At 40.0% G+C, this 19,812-nt stretch carries 13 protein-coding genes and 1 tRNA gene; 3 read left to right on the forward strand and 11 right to left on the reverse strand.

The window, feature by feature from the left end; translation table 11 throughout:
- Positions 1–52: 52 nt before the first annotated feature.
- Entirely contained in the window at positions 53–1,558 is a 1,506-nt protein-coding gene (gene mqo / locus RM549_RS01975; RefSeq protein ID WP_311680149.1) for a malate dehydrogenase (quinone), read from the forward strand.
- A gap of 229 nt (positions 1,559–1,787) precedes the next feature.
- Here mqo and RM549_RS01980 read toward each other — a convergent pair.
- From RM549_RS01980 to RM549_RS02005, 6 genes are all read right to left on the reverse strand, one after another.
- A tRNA-Thr gene (locus RM549_RS01980) sits at positions 1,788–1,861 on the reverse strand.
- Between the two features lie 10 nt (positions 1,862–1,871).
- Complete coding sequence (locus RM549_RS01985) at positions 1,872–2,138, reverse strand: hypothetical protein (RefSeq protein ID WP_311680151.1); 267 nt, start codon at positions 2,136–2,138, stop codon at positions 1,872–1,874.
- 248 nt (positions 2,139–2,386) lie between these two features.
- The gene (locus tag RM549_RS01990) at positions 2,387–2,842 is read right to left on the reverse strand and encodes a peroxiredoxin (RefSeq protein WP_311680153.1); all 456 of its coding nucleotides are present in this window, start codon (positions 2,840–2,842) and stop codon (positions 2,387–2,389) included.
- Between the two features lies 1 nt (position 2,843).
- Positions 2,844–3,254 (reverse strand): 6-pyruvoyl trahydropterin synthase family protein, encoded by a 411-nt coding sequence (locus RM549_RS01995; RefSeq protein ID WP_311680155.1) that lies wholly within the window; start codon positions 3,252–3,254, stop codon positions 2,844–2,846.
- On the reverse strand, positions 3,251–3,769 hold the full coding sequence (idi, locus tag RM549_RS02000; RefSeq protein WP_311680157.1) for an isopentenyl-diphosphate Delta-isomerase: 519 nt from the start codon (positions 3,767–3,769) through the stop codon (positions 3,251–3,253). Before idi ends, RM549_RS01995 begins: the two co-directional genes overlap by 4 nt.
- 68 nt (positions 3,770–3,837) lie before the next feature.
- A complete protein-coding gene (locus RM549_RS02005; protein WP_311680159.1) occupies positions 3,838–5,418 on the reverse strand; it encodes an OmpA family protein in 1,581 nt (526 codons plus the stop codon).
- A gap of 189 nt (positions 5,419–5,607) precedes the next feature.
- On the opposite strand from RM549_RS02005, the gene RM549_RS02010 reads away from it, so the two are divergent.
- Both RM549_RS02010 and RM549_RS02015 read left to right on the forward strand, forming a co-directional pair.
- Complete coding sequence (locus tag RM549_RS02010; RefSeq protein WP_311680161.1) at positions 5,608–7,197, forward strand: peptide chain release factor 3; 1,590 nt, start codon at positions 5,608–5,610, stop codon at positions 7,195–7,197.
- A 66-nt stretch (positions 7,198–7,263) separates the two neighbouring features.
- Complete coding sequence (locus RM549_RS02015; protein WP_311680163.1) at positions 7,264–8,634, forward strand: alanine/glycine:cation symporter family protein; 1,371 nt, start codon at positions 7,264–7,266, stop codon at positions 8,632–8,634.
- Positions 8,635–8,799: 165 nt separating this feature from the next.
- Here the strand turns inward: RM549_RS02015 and RM549_RS02020 are convergent, their stop codons facing one another.
- The 5 genes from RM549_RS02020 to rplL all read right to left on the reverse strand — a co-directional run bounded on the left by RM549_RS02020 (position 8,800) and on the right by rplL (position 19,790).
- Entirely contained in the window at positions 8,800–10,392 is a 1,593-nt protein-coding gene (locus tag RM549_RS02020; protein ID WP_311680165.1) for a Ppx/GppA phosphatase family protein, read from the reverse strand.
- Positions 10,393–10,657: 265 nt separating this feature from the next.
- The gene (locus tag RM549_RS02025) at positions 10,658–10,972 is read right to left on the reverse strand and encodes a DUF3467 domain-containing protein (RefSeq protein ID WP_311680167.1); all 315 of its coding nucleotides are present in this window, start codon (positions 10,970–10,972) and stop codon (positions 10,658–10,660) included.
- Between the two features lie 111 nt (positions 10,973–11,083).
- Positions 11,084–15,385, reverse strand: coding sequence for a DNA-directed RNA polymerase subunit beta' (gene rpoC, locus RM549_RS02030; protein WP_311680169.1), 4,302 nt, complete (start codon positions 15,383–15,385; stop codon positions 11,084–11,086).
- Between the two features lie 84 nt (positions 15,386–15,469).
- On the reverse strand, positions 15,470–19,282 hold the full coding sequence (gene rpoB, locus RM549_RS02035; RefSeq protein ID WP_311680171.1) for a DNA-directed RNA polymerase subunit beta: 3,813 nt from the start codon (positions 19,280–19,282) through the stop codon (positions 15,470–15,472).
- A 133-nt stretch (positions 19,283–19,415) separates the two neighbouring features.
- A complete protein-coding gene (gene rplL / locus RM549_RS02040; RefSeq protein WP_311680173.1) occupies positions 19,416–19,790 on the reverse strand; it encodes a 50S ribosomal protein L7/L12 in 375 nt (124 codons plus the stop codon).
- Positions 19,791–19,812: the final 22 nt, after the last annotated feature.

Here is a 19,812-nt window from a genome sequence, read left to right on the forward strand (position 1 = left end):
TTTATTTAAAAGTATTGGCAGGTCAATTTTCTAAATTTGAGAAAAGACTTGTATGACTTCTAAAATTTCTTCTGAGCATAAATACGATTTAATCTGTGTTGGTGGTGGTATAATGAGCGCCACTCTTGCACTAATGATGAAACTGCTGGAACCGAAGACCAGGATTCTCATTCTGGAAAGGCTGGATAAAGTAGCCGAGGAAAGTACTGAAGCCTGGAACAACGCAGGAACAGGACATTCGGCTTTATGCGAACTCAACTACACTCCCAAACAAGAAAATGGCAATGTTAAAGTTTCTAAAGCCATTAGAATTTTTGAACAGTTTGAAACCACCAAACAGTTCTGGGCTTACCTGGTAGAGCAGGGATTAATCAAAAATCCCAAGAACTTCCTCCGATCTGTCCCACACCACAGCTGGGTAAGAGGCGAAGATGATGTGAAATTTCTGAAACAACGTTACGAAGCAATGAAGTCCTGGCCTTTCTTTAAAAGCATGGAATTTTCTGAAGATTTCGAAACGCTTAAAGAATGGTTTCCGCTTATTATGGAAAACAGAAGTAAGGATGAGAAAATGGCTGCAACGAGGATGGAGCTTGGTACTGAAGTTAATTTCGGTGAACTCACCGAGAGATATTTTCATATTCTGGAGACCGAATATGATATCCCTGTTCTTCGCGGACATGAAGTTCTGGATATAGATCCTGAAAAAGTACAGGAATGGAAGGTCGAAGCCAAGAACCTGAAAACCGGGGAAAAATGTCATTATGATGCCGAACATGTTTTTATTGGTGCCGGTGGCGGAGCTTTACCCCTGTTGCAAAAGGTAGAAATAAAGGAAAAAGATGGCTACGGTGGCTTTCCTGTAAGTGGCCAGTGGCTGTACTGCAAAAACCGTGAAGTAGTGGAAAAACATCATGCCAAAGTTTATAGCAAAGCAGGACCAGATGCGCCCCCAATGTCTACACCACATCTGGACAGTAGGTATATAGATGGTAAAAAAGAATTGCTTTTTGGACCTTTTGCCGGTTTTACCACAAAATTCCTGAAAGAGGGATCTAAACTCGATTTACCAAAGACCATAAATATAGATAACATCCCTTCCATGTGGGGAGTTTTCTGGCACAATTTACCGCTCACGAAATATCTTATAAAACAAGTTACCATGGGTCACAAAGAACGCATGGAAGATTTACGGGTTTTTGTAAAAAACGCCAAAGCTGAAGACTGGGACTTGCGGGTGGCAGGACAACGCGTTCAGATCATAAAAAGGGACAAAGACCAAGGTGGAATTTTGGAGTTTGGTACAGACGTCGTGCATAGCACCGACGGGACGATAACTGCTCTTTTAGGAGCCTCACCTGGAGCATCGGTTGCAGTACCAATTATGATCAATGTACTGAAGGTTGCTTTTCCTGAAAAACTTAGAACTGCTCAATGGAAGGAAAAACTTTCAGAAATGGTACCTTTCTGGAACAAAAATATTGAGAATAACATTGAAGAATTTCAGAAAGCACAAGCAAATTCTTCTAAAAAGCTTGAACTCGACGTACTGCACTAAATTGAGGCCGATAATTGCCATTTTTGGCTCTGCATTTTCTTTAATAAGCTCAAACCCGTCAGGTTTTAAAAACCTGTCGGGTTTTATCGTTTCGAAAAGAAGATTTCCTGAAGAAAATTTAGCTGACAGTGTTATTCAGAACTGTCGGTCGATAATGGCCATTTTTGACGACCATCCTCACTAAATGCCACAAAAAAGCCCCTCCAAAAAAGGAGAGGCTTTCACAAAGAGCCGATGGAGGGACTCGAACCCACGACCTGCTGATTACAAATCAGCTGCTCTAGCCAGCTGAGCTACATCGGCAAAAAAACTACTATAAAGCGTTTACTTTTTCTACTAAAGCATTTGCCTTAGTTTCAAATTCTTCGTTTACTTCTTTAAAGTGTTGTTTATTATCTTCTACATCCTTCTTGTTAATCTTTGCAATTAAATCGTCGAAAGTAGCGATAGCTTCGTCTACAATAGCTTCAGATTTTGCAGGATCTTCGTTAGGATTGGCAGCCTGGTGAATATAAGCGGCATCTATAATATCCCCCATCACATTATTCACGTCTCTTTTCAATAATCTTTTACTTGCCATATTCAATAAATTTTCGGCTGCGAATTTAATCTATTTTTTGAAATACTGAAGCAAGTTTCAGAATTTTTTGCATAATTGTGCGGAAAAAGAATCAAGATCGCTGCGCTCCAAGAAAAAAGCATTAAGACTTAATCTTCAAAAGCAAATATAGTAATTACCCAGAATTCATGCCTGTATAGCCAATGTGATAAGCACATCCCTTAAAAATCTGCACTTTTTATCCGACACCAATGATTTCTTTATGGTAATTATTTCATCTTCTCCAGGGCAGTTAATGCTTCCGGAATATGGCGCGACGCACTCATACTGTTAAACTTATATCGTAATATTCCCTGCATGTCGAAAACAAATGTTTCCCTTCCCGGGATCATGCCCAGCAAATTCGGTTTTACACCAAAGAGATCCCTTGCCGTTTTATCTTTATCTGAAAGAAAAATAAATGGTAAGTTGTGCTTAGAAACAAATTTTTGATGCGACTCTTCAGAATCTGAACTTATTCCTATTACCTCTGCTCCCAACTCCTTAAAATCCTCGTATTTATCTCTAAAGGAACAGGCTTCTTTTGTACAACCGGGCGTAAAATCCTTCGGATAAAAATAGACAACAAAAGGCTGAACTCCTTTAACCGAAGAAAAATCGAAAGTATCTCCGTTCTGATCCTTCAACTCAATATCGGGAATGCTGTCGCCAATTTTTAATGCCATCTTAATCTCCTTTGTAGGTAACGAAATTACGCGGAGTCTCATAGAGCGTAACCATCAACTCTAAATCTTCTCTTAAATTATTACGAAGTTTGTTCCAGATCACGACCGCAATATTTTCTGCAGTTGGGTTAAGGGTTTTAAATTCCTCTACCTCCACGTTCAGGTTTTTGTGATCAAAAGGTTGTTCTACTTCTTTGTAGATAAGATCTTTCAGGATTTTAAGGTCCATCACAAATCCGGTTTCAGGATCGATTTCTCCGGTAACAGAAACCGTTAGTTCATAATTATGACCGTGATAATTTGGATTGCTGCACTTCCCGAAAACCTCTTCATTTTTCGTATCATCCCATTCTTTTTTAAAAAGACGATGGGCTGCATTAAAATGTGCTTTTCTATGGACGGTTAACCTCATGATTTTATATGTGAATAATACTTGTCGAATATTATTTTAAACCATTCGGTGTAAATATCAGGATTCTGCTTCATATCCTTCTCTACATCTTCCAGGCTAATCCACTTCCAGTCTGCAACCTCATCTGGATTCAGATCTGGTTCCCCTTCAAACTTCCCCACTAAAATATGGTCAAATTCATGTTCGGTAAGCCCGTTATCAAAAGGAGCTTTGTAAATAAAAGAAATAGTATCCTTCAAATCTGTTGTGAAGCCCATTTCTTCCTGAAGACGTCTTTTTCCTGCCTGTATATTTGTTTCTCCCTCTCTCTGGTGACTGCAGCATGTATTGGTCCATAAACCGGGGGAATGGTATTTTGAAAGTGCGCGCTGCTGAATCATGGTCTCTCCCTTCTCATTAAAAACGAAAACGGAAAATGCCCTGTGCAGGAGTGCTTTTTCATGAGCCTCAATCTTTTCCATAAGGCCTATCTGCTCATCCTTTTCGTTAACTAAAATTACCTTTTCCTTCGTCATCTTTTTTATTAAAAATCAAATGTACAAAATAGGAAATACCTTTACCAAAATAGTTTCTTAGGGTAATGCTACTTTGTGTTTTGTTTAATCCTGCCGGAATAGCGGGAGCAATCTATGGAGAGGATAAATTCTGACCGTCTGTTCACTTTATGCTGTTTTTCGGAACATGGAACGTTATTTATGCAATCATTTAAAATTTCTGTTTCACCATAACCGCGACCGGAAATCCGTTTTGAATCTACTCCTTTGTCTCTAAGATAATCAAGAGTCGCTTCTACCCTGGCTTCAGAAAGTTTCAGGTTATAATCGTCATCTGCCCTGCAATCTGTATGTGAGCGGACATCGATAAGCAATTCGGGATACTCTGTCATAAAACCAACGATCCTGTCCAGCTCCTCTTTTGCTTCAGCTTTAATTTCAGCTTCGTCCAGATCAAAAAATATATTGTTTAACTTCAAGGCTTTAGCCAAATCATCTCCAACTCTAACTGCCACCACAGATTCCTGGGATTCCTGATTATTAAATTTCACCAGGTTCTGTTTCCGCTTTACTTCCGCAGCATAAAAACTCCAGTTAAAGAAAGTACGCATCGCCGCAATATGCTCTTCAGAAGTACCAAAAATACTATGCCCCGCCTGGTACATTACAAGTCCGTTTTCCAGATTGTCAAAACCATGACCGTAAACCACAATGGCAGCTTCGGCTTTAGTTAAAGAAGGATTATCGGGAGCCGAAGGATCGATAACTATTTTCTTCACTCCAGGTCTCCACAAATTGATCTCTTTCGGATAAAAAACACGTTCTGAACCGTTTAAGTAAGCATTATCTGTGATGCCAATATATTGCGAAATAGGGTCTGCCGGCTGCAGATGTGCATATGGCGGCGTGGCGTGGCGATGTTTGTGATACGGAATTAAACCTGCACTGCCAGCTCCTGCAAATCCCGCCGAAAGGAAATTAAGCTGAATTGGTTTCTTAGCATCAGCTACAGCTTCCTGGCCCACCAGGTTTTCCAGCTGACTCACAGCATGGCAGCCCGCCCAGATTGCACCTTTATATTGGCGGTTCCAATAATATAAATTCTTGTGGGTTTCGAATCTAGGTTCGGCATGCGGCATTACAAAGATATCGTCACAAACTCCGAGCTCTGAAGGGTTTTTCCAGTTAACCGGATTTTTCCCACCAAAAGCTTCCGTAGGAATTTCTGCAGCATCAAAGAAAGGGAGCGCAATATCGCCATTTTGCTTATCCAATGTCCATTTTGGTGCAATGGAAAGCGTGGTGTAAATTGGCAATTTAAGATTCGAAACTGCAAAAATTCCAACCACCCCCTTATTTTGCCAAATTTTGATCCTTTGTTTTACCTCATCGGTAATATAAGATACCGGAATAACAAAGGAGCTGCTCCTAAATTCAATATTTTCATGCACAAAGTCGATTCCGTCCTTCTCTTTTTCAGGATTTATCACCCATTTCACCTCAACCTGCTCATTTTTGAGCAAATCATACAATAAACCATAGGGTTTTAGAGCGTTGGAAGCCGTTTGCGGCCTTACGCCCATGTTTATGAGGTAGGAACCTGCTGCAATATGCTCCATTTGGCCCTGGGCCGTACCAATTTCAGGGAAAATTAATAGTAAAATTCCCATTATCAGCAATTTATGTTCTGAAAAAGATTTCATGAAGCCCCAAATGCTTATCTGGAAAGTTACGAACTTTTAAAAAAGTGTATGCCTAAAAATGGCAATTATCGACCTTTATTCAGTAAAGAATTTGAAAGTTAGTTCTTCGAAAAATTCCTGAAAATAATAGTACTTTTGCGCTTCAATTATCAATAGATGAAGAGTTTTCAGAAAGAAATAAAGAGAAGAAGGACTTTTGGTATTATTTCTCACCCAGATGCCGGTAAAACTACCCTTACAGAGAAACTTTTGCTCTTTGGAGGAGCGATCCAGGAAGCCGGTGCGGTAAAATCGAACAAAGTAAAAAAAGGCGCCACCAGTGACTTTATGGAAATTGAACGGCAGCGTGGGATTTCTGTAGCTACTTCTGTCCTTGCATTCGAATACCGGGACATCAAAATTAATATTCTGGATACGCCCGGGCACAAGGATTTTGCTGAAGATACTTTCAGGACCCTTACCGCTGTAGACAGTGTCATTGTGGTAATTGACGTTGCAAAAGGGGTTGAGGAACAAACTGAAAAGCTCGTGGAGGTTTGCCGTATGCGGAATATTCCCATGATCGTTTTTATTAATAAACTGGATCGTGAAGGGAAAGACGCTTTTGAACTACTTGATGAAATTGAGCAAAAACTGAATCTCACGGTGACTCCGCTAAGTTTCCCTATTGGGATGGGTTACGATTTTAAAGGAATCTACAATATCTGGGAGCAGAACGTGAATTTATTTACCGGCGATCCCAGGAAAGATATCGAAGAAACTGTAGAAATTTCTGATCTTGCTTCTGAAGAACTTAACGAACTCATTGGCGATAAAGCTGCCGATACTTTAAGAGAGGAACTGGAGCTGGCGCAGGGTGTTTATCCCGAATTTGACAAGGAGGCCTATCTTGCCGGAAGGTTACAACCGGTTTTCTTTGGATCTGCATTAAATAATTTTGGAGTTCGCGAACTTTTGGATTGCTTTATAAATATCGCCCCTACTCCGCGTCCAAAGGAAAGTGACGAAAGAGTTGTTCAACCAGACGAAGAAAACTTTACAGGTTTTGTGTTTAAGATCCACGCCAATATGGATCCTAAGCATCGTGACCGACTCGCATTTATAAAAATTGTCTCCGGAAAATTTGAAAGGAACAAATCTTATCTTCACGTAAGACATAATAAAAACCTGAAGTTTTCGAGTCCGAATGCTTTTTTTGCTGAACGGAAGGAAATAGTGGATGTTTCCTATCCCGGCGATATTGTTGGTTTGCACGACACCGGAAATTTTAAAATCGGAGACACTTTAACTGAAGGTGAAAACCTGATGTACCGCGGAATTCCTAGTTTTTCTCCGGAATACTTCCGTTATATAAATAACGCCGATCCTATGAAATCCAAGCAACTGGAAAAAGGAATCGACCAATTGATGGATGAAGGTGTGGCGCAGTTATTTACCCTGGAATTAAATGGAAGAAAAGTAATAGGAACTGTTGGAGCACTTCAGTTTGAAGTGATACAATACAGGCTGGAACATGAATACGGCGCAAAATGTACTTACGAGAACCTGAATGTATATAAAGCAACCTGGGTAGAGGCAGACAATCCCAAGAGTGAAGAATTCAAGGATTTTAAAAGAGTGAAATCAAAATTCCTGGCGAAAGACAAACAAGGCCAGCTGGTATTTTTAGCCGACTCACAGTTTTCCCTGCAAATGACTCAGCAGAAATACCCGGATATTAAATTTCACTTTACTTCTGAATTTTAAGCAGAAGCAAAGTTTTTACGGGGACTACCTATTTATTTAGTATTTTCGGGCGAAACCAGATATTCTATGGATCAACTGAATGAGCTTATTGCCCAATTTGCTTCGCTCGTATGGGGCCTGCCCCTGGTGATCCTGCTAATTGGTGGGGGATTGTATCTATTGATCCTTTCCCGATTTCTTCCTTTTCGTTACCTGGGACATTCGCTGGATTTGCTTCGGGGTAAATACGATGATCCCAACGCGCCGGGAGAAATTAATCATTTTCAGGCTTTATCTACAGCGCTGTCTTCTACAGTAGGAATGGGAAATATTGCCGGCGTAGCTGTGGCCATTGCAATTGGAGGCCCTGGAGCTGTTTTCTGGCTTTGGATTAGTGCGATTGTGGGAATGTCTACCAAGTTTTTCACCAATACTTTAGCGGTAATGTATCGCGGAAAAGACACTGAAGGAAACGTGCAAGGCGGGGTCATGTATTATATTGTGGAAGGTCTTGGGAAAAGCTGGAAACCTCTGGCAGTCTTTTTTGCGGTAGCAGGCTTGGTAGGAGCTTTACCGGTTTTCAATGTAAATCAGTTAACCCAGGCAATTAACTCAATTTTACTGGAACCTCAGGGTGTGGAGACGGGATTTGTAACAAATCTTATCATTGGTATCATCCTTACAATAATCACTTCTGCAGTAATCCTTGGCGGACTTCATAGAATTAGCCGCACCGTTTCTAAACTGGTTCCGGCAATGGTTGCTGTTTATTTTGTAGCTGTAATTGTCATCCTTTTTGTAAATTTTGAAGAGTTGCCCGGTTATATGTCTATGATTTTTACCGATGCTTTTGCTGCTGAAAACTACAAGGGCGAACCGCTTTTCGGAGGAATTGTAGGTGGATTAATGATTTTAGGAATCCGAAGAGGAGCATTTTCAAACGAAGCAGGGATTGGAACTGCCACGATGGCTCACGGCGCAAGTAAGACTTCAGAACCTGTGCGCGAAGGTCTGGTGGCCATGCTGGGTCCTGCAATAGATACGCTGGTGGTTTGTACACTTACCTCGCTCGCCATTCTGGTGACCGGAGTGTGGCAAAGCAGCGATGCTAATGGCGTTAGTCTTACTGCAGCAGCTTTCAAAAATTCCATTCCGTATGTTGGGGATTATGTGTTGCTGTTGTGTATTGCGGCTTTCAGTATTTCCTCTCTTTTCTCTTATTCCTACTACGGAACAAAATGCCTGAACTTTTTACTGGGTGCCAAAAACAAACATTATTATAATTACTTCTATATACTTAGTATTCTTGTTGGTGCCACAACTTCCCTCAGCATGATGATCAACCTTATCGACGGATTTTTTGCGCTGATGGCAATCCCGACAATGATTTCTACTTTGATTCTCGCGCCAAGGGTTATGAAGGCGGCCAGGATTTATTTCAAAAAATATTCGGAATAGATTAATAGAAGAAACAGAAAGGGGGTTTCTACATGCTCAGTCTTAATGCTGAATTTGTTTCAAAATTGCTGCTAAATAAAAAAACGAGGACGCTCCAAAGAGGCAATTATCGACCTTTAGTCAGGTTTTGAATAACATTGTAAAAAGGTTGCCGGTTTCCTTTAATTAAATTGCTGCTACTTCTTCTTTTATAACTGAAAATATTTTCAACTTTTTACCGGTCACCTTTTCAAAAAGTTCAGATTTGCGCAGGGTTCCCCAAATTTCCAACTGAGGGTCGCTATAAGTAGTTATAACAAGCGTTATCTCTTCCTTACCTTTTTTAATTTCAAGTTCCTGGACATTTTGATAATGGCTCCGATCCAGGCCATCTGCCACTCGTAATAATGCAGAGAGTTTCTTTACACGCTTCCGTAAATTCTTATCCAGATCTTTGTATCTCTTGTGTCGTTTGTGCGGAGTAGATCTGCGGTGATAGCGTGCAACGTTAGCCATAAGGTTTATTTCGTCTTCTTTAAAGCCAAGCAAATCAGAATTCCGGATTAAATAAAGCGCATGTTTGTGGTGCTTACGGTGAGAAATATAATAACCAATGTCGTGCATGAGACTGGCATACTCGAAAAGTTCCCGGTCAGATTCAGGTAACTTTAAATCATCCTGAAATTCATCAAATAATTGGAGCGCAAAGCTTGTAACATGCGTGCTATGCTGCTCCGGCCAGTTACATTTGTGCAAAAGCTCATAAACACTTCTCTTACGCGGGTCTGGAAAATGCCCCACCAGTTCAAGATTAAGTTGTTCACTTTCTTTATCAATAAAATTCAGGATCATTCCTTCCCTCAAAGCCGACTCCGAAATTTTCACATTTTCGATCTTAAATTCTTCAATTAGAAATTTGAGAAGAACCATTCCCGGGTTGATAATATCCAGTCTCTTTTCTTCCAGACCTTTTTCCTTTGAACGTTTCTTTATATCCAGTTTTATAAAGTGGTTGTAAAAATCCAGGAACTCTTCAGAATTAAACTGAAGTTCATTGAGCGTCATATCGGCTGTAATAGCATTACGTCCAGCCACCATTGCCCCAATATTTTCCATGGTTCCCGAAGATCCCACTATTGTCTTTACGTTATATATCTTAAGATTCTTAGCAACTTCGCTGAGTTCCTTTTCGAAGTGCTCATTTAATGCTGCAATTTCCTTCTTCTTGATAGGATCTGACTCAACAAAACGCGCTGCCATCCTGGCTACTCCCAGTTTTACGCTGGTGAAATAAACAGATTCATCTTTATTTCCAATTATAAATTCAACACTACCTCCTCCAATATCCACCATCAGCACCATTTCTTCAGAAAGGGCAATTCCGTGTTTTACCGCATAAGCTATCATTTCAGCTTCCATTTTTCCTGATATCGCCCTCGCCTTTATCCCTGTTTCATCTATAATTTGCTGAATAAAATCACCGCCATTGGCCGCTTCTCTAATTGCACTGGTCGCATAGGCCAGAATTTGTTCCACATTTTGCCGATCACATAAAAACTTGATCCTCTTTAAAGCCTCCAGACCTCTTTCCATCGCCTCTTCACTCAGGTGGTTATCCATTCCCTTTTCACCAAGTTTTACCATTTCCTTCAGCTTATCTACCGTCCGGAAACTACCGTCAGGATAGATATCTACTAAAACAGCATGGAAGGAATTGGTTCCCATGTCTATTGCCGCAATACGTTTTGTTGGTTCTGAATTTACAGTAGCGTCTGACATAATCTGATGGATTTAATTGGCTGAAAGTATGCGTATTTACAGTGTTTCCACCTAATTTACGGAATTTGCAGAAGAAATATCGAAAAATAATAATAACAGGAGTTCGAAATAGTTCAAAAATGATCTTATATAACAAGACGTGTCAGCTTCTTAAAACCTAACACGTCTTTAAGTCATTTACAGTTGATAAACTTAAGGTTAAAATCTGTAAGGTTCTAGAGAGGAGTCAAAAATCGCCAAATTTCGTCCTCCTTTTCAAAAAGTCTTACGCCTGACCTGTAGGACCAAAATTTAAAGGAAGCGGTGCCTTTTCATAATCCTTAATTTCCCCGTGTGCCTTTTCAAATCGTTGTACATTATCTCCAAGAGCTTTTAAAAGTCTTTTTGCATGCTGCGGAGTAAGAATTATCCTTGATTTAACCTTATTCTTAGGTTTACCGGGCATGATATTCACAAAATCTACCACAAACTCTGAAACAGAATGGTTGATAATTGCCAAATTTGAATAGATACCTTCAGCAACACTTTCATCCAGTTCTATATTGATTTGTCCTTTTTTGGACTTTTTTTCTTCGCTCATATTATTATAATTTTCATGTCATATAAAAGTACAAAAAATCCCGACGAAGGCCGGGATCTGATGTATAGTAAAAAAACAGGGGCCGCAAATTGCGGCCCCTGAATTAAAGTATTAGTTATAATTAACTTCCTGCTTTTTCTCAAGCATCTGGTCGAATTCTTCTTTAGAACCAACAATAATGCTATCATATTTACGCATTCCCGTACCTGCAGGTATTTTATGACCTACAATTACGTTCTCTTTCAATCCTTCTAAGTAATCTATCTTACCACTAACTGCAGCCTCGTTCAGTACTTTTGTAGTTTCCTGGAAGGAAGCAGCCGAGATAAATGATTTGGTTTGAAGTGAAGCCCTTGTAATACCCTGAAGAACCGGAGTCGCCGTTGCAGCAGTCACGTCTCTTGCAGTAGCAAGGTTCTTATCTTCTCTTCTAAGAATAGAGTTTTCATCCCTTAATTCCCTTGGAGAAAGGATTTGTCCAGGTCTAAGATTTTCTGAATCACCTGCATCTTCCACTACCTTCATTCCGAAAATTTTATCATTTTCTTCAATAAAGTCTGCTTTGTGTACCAGTTGGTTTTCAAGGAAAATCGTATCTCCCGGATCAACAATACGTACTTTACGCATCATTTGACGTACTACAACTTCAAAGTGCTTATCATTAATCTTCACACCCTGTAGTCTATAAACTTCCTGAACTTCGTTCACAAGATACTGTTGTACAGCATTTGGCCCTTTAATGTTAAGGATATCCTCTGGTGTAATAGAACCATCAGAAAGCGGCATACCTGCACGAACATAATCGTTTTCCTGAACAAGGATCTGGTTAGAAAGTTTTACAAGGTACTTTTTAACTTCTCCAAGTTTGGATTCTACAATGATTTCGCGGTTACCACGCTTAATTTTTCCGAAGGAAACCACACCGTCAATCTCACTTACTACAGCAGGATTTGATGGATTACGAGCTTCAAACAATTCGGTTACCCTTGGAAGACCACCTGTAATATCCCCTGCTTTAGAAGATTTACGCGGTATCTTAACAAGAATCTTACCTACACCAATTTTCTCTTCATTGTCCACCATAAGGTGAGCTCCCACAGGTAGGTTGTAAGAACGGATTACTTCGTCTTTCTTACCTAAAATATGAAGTGTTGGAATAAGCTTTTTGTTTCTGGATTCAGAAATTACTTTCTCCTGGAAACCTGTCTGCTCATCAATTTCAACCTGATAAGTAACACCCTGATCTATATTTTCATACTTAATCTTACCGGCAAATTCAGAAATAATTACACCGTTGTATGGATCCCACTGGCAAACAATGTCACCTTTGGAAACTTCTGCCCCATCTTCAATAAAGATTTGAGAACCGTAAGGAATGTTATTGTTACTCAACACCACTCCTGTTTTCTTATCTTTAATTTTAAGTTCAGCAGTACGTGAAATCACGATATCTGATGTACTTCCGTCAGGCGCCTCTCCTCGAACCACTTTAAGGTCTTCAATTTCGGCAACACCGTTAAGCTTAGCGATAAGTTTATTTTCTTCTGAAATGTTACCTGCAATACCACCCACGTGGAAGGTACGCAATGTAAGCTGTGTACCGGGCTCACCAATAGATTGGGCCGCCACAACACCAACAGCTTCACCTCTTTGAACCAGTTTATTAGTGGCAAGGTTTCTACCGTAACAGTTCACACAAATTCCTTTTTTCGCTTCACAAGTAAGCGGCGAGCGTACTTCTACGCTCTCAATAGGAGCTTCATTTATTTTCTTAACTGCAGCTTCTGTGATCTCATCGCCCGCCGCAACAATCAATTCTTCGGTTAGCGGATTTTTGACATCATGCAGGGAAATACGTCCTAAAATACGTTCTCCTAGAGACTCTACAATTTCTTCATTTTTCTTAAGTGATCGTACTTCTACCCCTCTTAGAGTTCCACAGTCTTCATCATTTACAATAACATCCTGTGACACATCCACTAAACGACGGGTTAAGTAACCAGCATCGGCAGTTTTAAGTGCGGTATCGGCAAGACCTTTACGTGCACCGTGAGTTGAGATAAAGTATTCAAGAATTGAAAGCCCTTCCTTAAAGTTAGAAAGAATTGGGTTTTCAATAATTTCACCACCTCCAGAACTAGATTTCTTAGGCTTGGCCATCAACCCACGCATACCGGTTAACTGACGAATTTGCTCTTTAGATCCACGGGCTCCGGAATCAAGCATCATATATACAGAGTTGAATCCTTGTTTATCTTCACGGATTCGCTTCATAGCCAATTCAGTTAATCCTGCATTGGTAGAAGTCCAGATATCAATAACCTGATTGTAACGTTCGTTATTGGTAATAAGACCCATGTTATAATTCCCGATGATGCCCTCTACCTGTTCGTTAGCTTCATCAATCATAGCTTGCTTCTCTTCAGGAATAATAATATCCCCTAAGCTGAAGGAAAGTCCGCCACGGAATGCAAATCCATATCCAAGTCCTTTGATACTATCAAGGAATTCAGAAGTTTCAGGTACGCTGGTGACCTTAAGGATGTTCCCAATAATTTCACGCAGGTTTTTCTTGGTAAGTACCTCATTAATATATCCGGCTCTTTCAGGAACAGATTCATTAAATAATACCCTACCAACAGTAGTTTCTATAATCTGGTAAACCAGTTCACCAGCTTCATTGAAATCTTTCGCACGAATTTTAATTCCGGCATTAAGATCTACTTTCTTCTGGTTGTAAGCAATAATAACCTCTTCAGTAGAATAGAAAGTAAGGCCTTCACCTTTTACCTTTTCTTCATCTGTCGATTTCTTAAGTTTGGTCATATAGTACAGACCCAAAACCATATCCTGAGAAGGAACCGTAATTGGGGAACCGTTCGCAGGGTTAAGAATATTATGAGAAGCCAACATTAACATCTGTGCTTCCAAAATAGCCTCTGGCCCGAGTGGAAGGTGAACCGCCATCTGGTCACCATCAAAATCGGCGTTAAATGCCGTACACGCTAATGGGTGTAACTGTATCGCTTTACCTTCAATAAGTTTTGGCTGGAATGCCTGAATACCTAAACGGTGAAGCGTAGGAGCACGGTTAAGCAGTACCGGGTGACCTTTAAGAACATTCTCAAGGATATCCCATACCACAGGCTCTTTTTTATCTATAATTTTCTTAGCAGATTTTACTGTTTTTACAATTCCTCTTTCAATCAGTTTTCTGATTACGAAAGGCTTGTAAAGTTCTGCTGCCATATTTTTTGGAAGACCACACTCGAACATCTTAAGTTCAGGTCCTACAACAATTACCGAACGTGCTGAATAATCTACACGCTTACCAAGTAAGTTCTGACGGAAACGACCTTGTTTACCTTTCAATGAATCTGAAAGGGATTTTAGAGGACGGTTAGAGTCAGTTTTTACTGCTGAAGATTTTCTTGTGTTATCAAACAGAGAATCTACAGATTCCTGAAGCATACGTTTTTCGTTACGCAAGATAACTTCAGGAGCTTTGATCTCCATTAATCTTTTAAGACGGTTGTTACGGATGATAACCCTTCTGTAAAGATCATTTAAATCTGAAGTTGCGAAACGTCCACCATCAAGAGGCACCAAAGGTCTAAGTTCCGGCGGAATAACCGGTACAACCTTCATGATCATCCACTCCGGATTATTTTCGCGGTTCTTATTGGCATCACGAAGTGCTTCAACAACCTGAAGTCTTTTAAGAGCTTCAGTCTTACGTTGCTTGGAAGTTTCGTTGTTTGCTTTATGTCTTAATTCGTAAGAAAGTTCATTAAGATCGATTCTCTTAAGGATTTCTATGAGACATTCGGCTCCCATCTTAGCTATAAACTTGTTTGGATCGCTATCTTCCAGGTATTGGTTTTCCTGCGGAAGACTATCTAAAATATTCAGATATTCTTCTTCAGTAAGGAAATCCATCTTCTTAATAGGATCACCTTCTTCATTTTTGGCATTACCGGCCTGAATTACTACATATCTTTCGTAGTAAATAATCATATCCAGTTTCTTGGATGGAAGACCAAGCAAGTAACCTATTTTATTTGGTAAAGAACGGAAATACCAGATATGTGCTACAGGAACTACCAAATTAATGTGCCCCACACGATCCCTACGTACCTTCTTTTCTGTTACCTCTACACCACAACGGTCACATACGATCCCCTTGTAACGAATTCTTTTATACTTTCCACAGGCACATTCATAATCCTTTACAGGACCGAAAATACGCTCACAGAATAGTCCGTCACGCTCTGGTTTGTGCGTACGATAATTGATAGTTTCCGGCTTAAGGACTTCACCACGAGATTCCGCAAGGATTGACTCGGGAGAAGCTAAACCGATAGAGATTTTGTCAAATCTCTGTACTGTATTCTTATCATTATTTCTAGCCATAATATATGCTGCTATCTAATTATTGTGAAAAATCTGTTTTAAAGGGCGCGCCAGTAGCGCACCCGTGTATTTTAAAACAGTAGATTATTCTTCTAACTTAATATCCAGACCAAGACCTTTTAATTCATGCATAAGCACGTTAAAAGATTCTGGTAATCCCGGTTCCGGCATAGGCTCTCCCTTAACGATTGCTTCGTAAGTCTTAGCCCTTCCTATCACGTCATCAGACTTAACAGTTAAGATTTCCCTTAGCGTACTTGATGCTCCATAAGCCTCAAGTGCCCAAACCTCCATCTCACCAAAACGCTGTCCACCAAATTGTGCTTTACCACCAAGCGGTTGCTGTGTAATCAAGGAGTAAGGTCCAATTGAACGAGCGTGCATTTTGTCGTCGATCATATGTCCTAATTTCAACATGTAAATTACACCTACAGTTGCACGTTGGTCAAAACGTTCCCCTGTACCACCATCAAACAGGTAGGTATGTCCAAATCTTGGAATTCCAGCTTCATCTGTAAGTTCGTTGATTTGGTCTATAGTTGCACCGTCAAAAATAGGGGTAGCATACTTCTTACCTAATTTTTGTCCTGCCCAACCGAGCACAGTTTCATAGATCTGACCGATGTTCATACGTGAAGGTACCCCAAGTGGGTTTAGTACGATATCAACCGGAGTTCCATCTTCAAGGAATGGCATATCTTCCTGACGAACAATTCTTGCAACAATACCTTTGTTACCGTGACGTCCAGCCATCTTATCTCCTACTTTCAGTTTACGTTTCTTAGCGATGTAAACTTTAGCAAGTTTAAGAATACCTGAAGGAAGCTCATCTCCAACAGAGATGGTAAACTTCTCTCTTCTTAAGTTACCCTGAAGGTCATTTTCTTTAATCTTATAGTTATGAAGAAGATCTGCTACTAATGCATTAAGGTGATCATCTGTAGTCCATGTACCTTGTGTAAGGTGTGTATAATCATCTACAGCATTTAACATCTTAAGAGTATATTTCTTACCTTTTGGCATTACTTCTTCCCCTAAGTCGTTTTGAACTCCCTGTGCAGTTTTCCCTCCAATGATGGCAAATAATTTATCTACCAGATCAGATTTTAGAGTAGCAAACTTAGTTTCGTACTTCATTTCCAAAGCCGAAATATCCTCCTTATCCTGAGCTCTTTTACGCTTGTCTTTAATAGCCCTGGCGAAGAGTTTCTTGTTAATCACAACCCCACTAAGTGATGGAGAGGCTTTTAAAGAAGCATCTTTCACATCACCTGCTTTATCACCAAAGATTGCTCTTAATAATTTTTCTTCAGGAGTAGGATCACTTTCTCCTTTTGGAGTAATTTTTCCAATAAGAATGTCACCAGGTTTAACCTCGGCACCAATTCTTATCATCCCGTGTTCATCAAGGTCTTTTGTAGCCTCTTCAGAAACGTTTGGAATATCATTGGTCAGTTCTTCGTTACCCAATTTGGTATCACGAACTTCCAGTGAATATTCATCTATATGGATAGAGGTGAAAATATCATCTCTAACTACTTTTTCAGAAATTACAATCGCATCCTCAAAGTTATATCCTTTCCAGGGCATAAAGGCAACCTTCATGTTCCTACCCAAAGCAAGTTCCCCCGCTTCAGTAGCATAACCCTGACAAAGAACCTGACCTCTGGTTACTCTATCACCTACAGCAACGATTGGCTTAAGGTTAATTGAAGTACCCTGGTTGGTTTTTCTGAATTTTATAAGATCGTAAGTTTTAGAATCGCTGTCGAAACTAACCATACGCTCTTCCTCTGTACGATCGTATTTAATAGTAATTTGGTTGGCATCTACATATTCTACTTCCCCTTCTCCTTCAGCATTTATCAATACACGGGAATCTGTAGCAACCTGTCTTTCAAGACCTGTTCCAACAATAGGAGAATCAGCTCTCAATAATGGCACTGCCTGGCGCATCATGTTAGATCCCATCAATGCACGGTTGGCATCATCATGTTCCAGGAACGGAATCAATGAAGCCGAAATAGATGCAATCTGGTTTGGTGCAACATCGGTATAATGGATCTCTTTTGGATCTACAACCGGGAAGTCACCTTCCATCCTCGCAATAACTCTTTCAGAAGTAATGGTTCCATCCTCTTCCAAAGGAATATTTGCCTGGGCAATTTTCTTTCCTTCTTCTTCCTCTGCACTAAAATATACAGCCTCTTCTGAAAGATTTATTTTACCATCGGTAACATTTCTATATGGAGTCTCGATAAAGCCCATTCCATTCACCTTCGCATAAACTGCCAGCGAAGATATCAAACCAATGTTTGGACCTTCAGGAGTTTCTATAGGACAAAGTCTTCCGTAGTGTGTATAGTGAACATCACGTACCTCAAATCCTGCTCTTTCTCTCGATAAACCACCTGGCCCAAGTGCGGAAAGACGACGCTTGTGCGTAATCTCTGCAAGAGGATTCGTCTGGTCCATAAACTGAGATAGCTGGTTTGTTCCAAAGAAAGAATTAATAACAGAAGACAAGGTCTTCGCATTAATTAAATCTATCGGCGTAAACACCTCATTATCACGAACGTTCATACGCTCACGAATAGTACGTGCCATACGGGCCAGACCAACACCAAACTGCTGAGACAATTGCTCACCTACAGTTCTAACACGACGGTTAGACAAGTGATCAATATCATCAATCTCAGCTTTAGAGTTTATAAGCTCGATTAAGTATTTAACAATGGTAATAATGTCTTCTTTGGTAAGCACCTGCTTATCCATAGCCACATCAAGACCAAGTTTTTTGTTCATTCGGTAACGACCAACTTCTCCAAGGCTGTAACGCTGATCTGAGAAGAATAATTTATCGATAATACCACGAGCTGTTTCCTCATCTGGCGGCTCTGCATTTCGTAGTTGACGATAAATGTGTTCTACCGCTTCTTTTTCTGAATTGGTAGGGTCTTTTTGCAATGTATTGTGAATAATCGCATAGTCACCGGTAGAATTATCTTCTTTGTGAAGAAGGATAGTCTTACTACCAGTTTCAAGGATTTCTTCTATGTGATCTTTTTCAAGTTCTGTATCACGGTCAAGAACGATTTCATTACGTTCAATTGAAACTACCTCTCCAGTGTCCTCATCAACAAAATCCTCATACCAGGTATTCAATACACGAGCCGCAAGTTTACGACCCAATACTTTCTTAAGACCTGTTTTCGAAACCTTTACTTCTTCTGCAAGATCAAAGATTTCAAGAATATCTTTATCACGCTCAAATCCGATAGCACGGAAAAGCGTTGTAACAGGTAATTTTTTCTTTCTATCGATGTAAGCGTACATCACGCTGTTAATATCGGTAGCAAATTCTATCCATGATCCTTTAAAAGGAATAACACGGGCAGAATAAAGTTTTGTTCCATTAGCATGGAATGATTGTCCAAAGAAAACCCCTGGTGAACGGTGTAATTGAGATACAACTACACGTTCTGCACCATTGATGCAGAAAGTACCGCTTGGGGTCATATATGGGATAGTTCCCAGATAAACGTCCTGTACGATGGTTTCAAAATCTTCATGTTCCGGATCTGTACAATAAAGCTTTAATCTGGCTTTAAGCGGAACACTGTAAGTTAAACCACGCTCAATACATTCCTGAATGGAATATCTTGGCGGGTCCACAAAATAATCTAAAAATTCTAGTACAAATTGGTTACGGGTGTCCGTAATTGGGAAGTTCTCTAAGAAGGTATTATACAGCCCTTCATTTCCCCGCTCTTCTGATTTGGTTTCTAATTGAAAGAAGTCCTGGAATGACTTGATCTGGATATCCAAAAAGTCAGGATAATCAGGCCTGTTCTTTACAGAAGAGAAACTCAATCTTTCAGTTTGCTTTGCTAACATCTATGGACGGAATTATAATTTGTTATATATATAGGTGCGTTACAAGGACTGTGCCGTTATATACGCAAAAGGGTTTAGACCTTCAGGAGCGAATCCTGAGGCCTAAACCTAAATAATATTGCTTTTGTCAAGCTTATTTAAGCTCAACCTCAGCTCCTGCTTCTTCTAACTGTGCTTTTAATGCTTCAGCCTCATCTTTAGTAACACCTTCTTTTACTGGAGCAGGTGCACCATCAACTAATCCCTTAGCGTCTTTAAGACCAAGACCAGTAAGTTCTTTTACAAGTTTAACTACTGCAAGCTTAGCACCTCCCGGAGCTTTAAGGATTACATCAAATTCAGTTTGCTCTTCAGCGGCTTCTTCACCACCAGCAGCACCACCACCAACTGCAACAGCTGCAGCAGCAGGCTCAATACCATATTCTTCTTTTAGAATATCAGCTAACTCATTAACTTCTTTTACAGTCAAGTTAACCAATTGTTCTGCGAAATCTTTTAAATCTGCCATTTTTCTATCGTTTTTAAAAAGT

Source organism: Autumnicola patrickiae (genome assembly GCF_031846525.1).
GTDB lineage: Bacteria > Bacteroidota > Bacteroidia > Flavobacteriales > Flavobacteriaceae > Autumnicola > Autumnicola patrickiae.

Coding starts and splice junctions, on each gene's coding strand:
- mqo (WP_311680149.1), top strand. CDS start 53: ATGACTTCTAAAATTTCTTCTGAGCATAAATACGATTTAATCTGTGTT.
- RM549_RS01985 (WP_311680151.1), bottom strand. CDS start 2,138: ATGGCAAGTAAAAGATTATTGAAAAGAGACGTGAATAATGTGATGGGG.
- RM549_RS01990 (WP_311680153.1), bottom strand. CDS start 2,842: ATGGCATTAAAAATTGGCGACAGCATTCCCGATATTGAGTTGAAGGAT.
- RM549_RS01995 (WP_311680155.1), bottom strand. CDS start 3,254: ATGAGGTTAACCGTCCATAGAAAAGCACATTTTAATGCAGCCCATCGT.
- idi (WP_311680157.1), bottom strand. CDS start 3,769: ATGACGAAGGAAAAGGTAATTTTAGTTAACGAAAAGGATGAGCAGATA.
- RM549_RS02005 (WP_311680159.1), bottom strand. CDS start 5,418: ATGGGAATTTTACTATTAATTTTCCCTGAAATTGGTACGGCCCAGGGC.
- RM549_RS02010 (WP_311680161.1), top strand. CDS start 5,608: ATGAAGAGTTTTCAGAAAGAAATAAAGAGAAGAAGGACTTTTGGTATT.
- RM549_RS02015 (WP_311680163.1), top strand. CDS start 7,264: ATGGATCAACTGAATGAGCTTATTGCCCAATTTGCTTCGCTCGTATGG.
- RM549_RS02020 (WP_311680165.1), bottom strand. CDS start 10,392: ATGTCAGACGCTACTGTAAATTCAGAACCAACAAAACGTATTGCGGCA.
- RM549_RS02025 (WP_311680167.1), bottom strand. CDS start 10,972: ATGAGCGAAGAAAAAAAGTCCAAAAAAGGACAAATCAATATAGAACTG.
- rpoC (WP_311680169.1), bottom strand. CDS start 15,385: ATGGCTAGAAATAATGATAAGAATACAGTACAGAGATTTGACAAAATC.
- rpoB (WP_311680171.1), bottom strand. CDS start 19,282: ATGTTAGCAAAGCAAACTGAAAGATTGAGTTTCTCTTCTGTAAAGAAC.
- rplL (WP_311680173.1), bottom strand. CDS start 19,790: ATGGCAGATTTAAAAGATTTCGCAGAACAATTGGTTAACTTGACTGTA.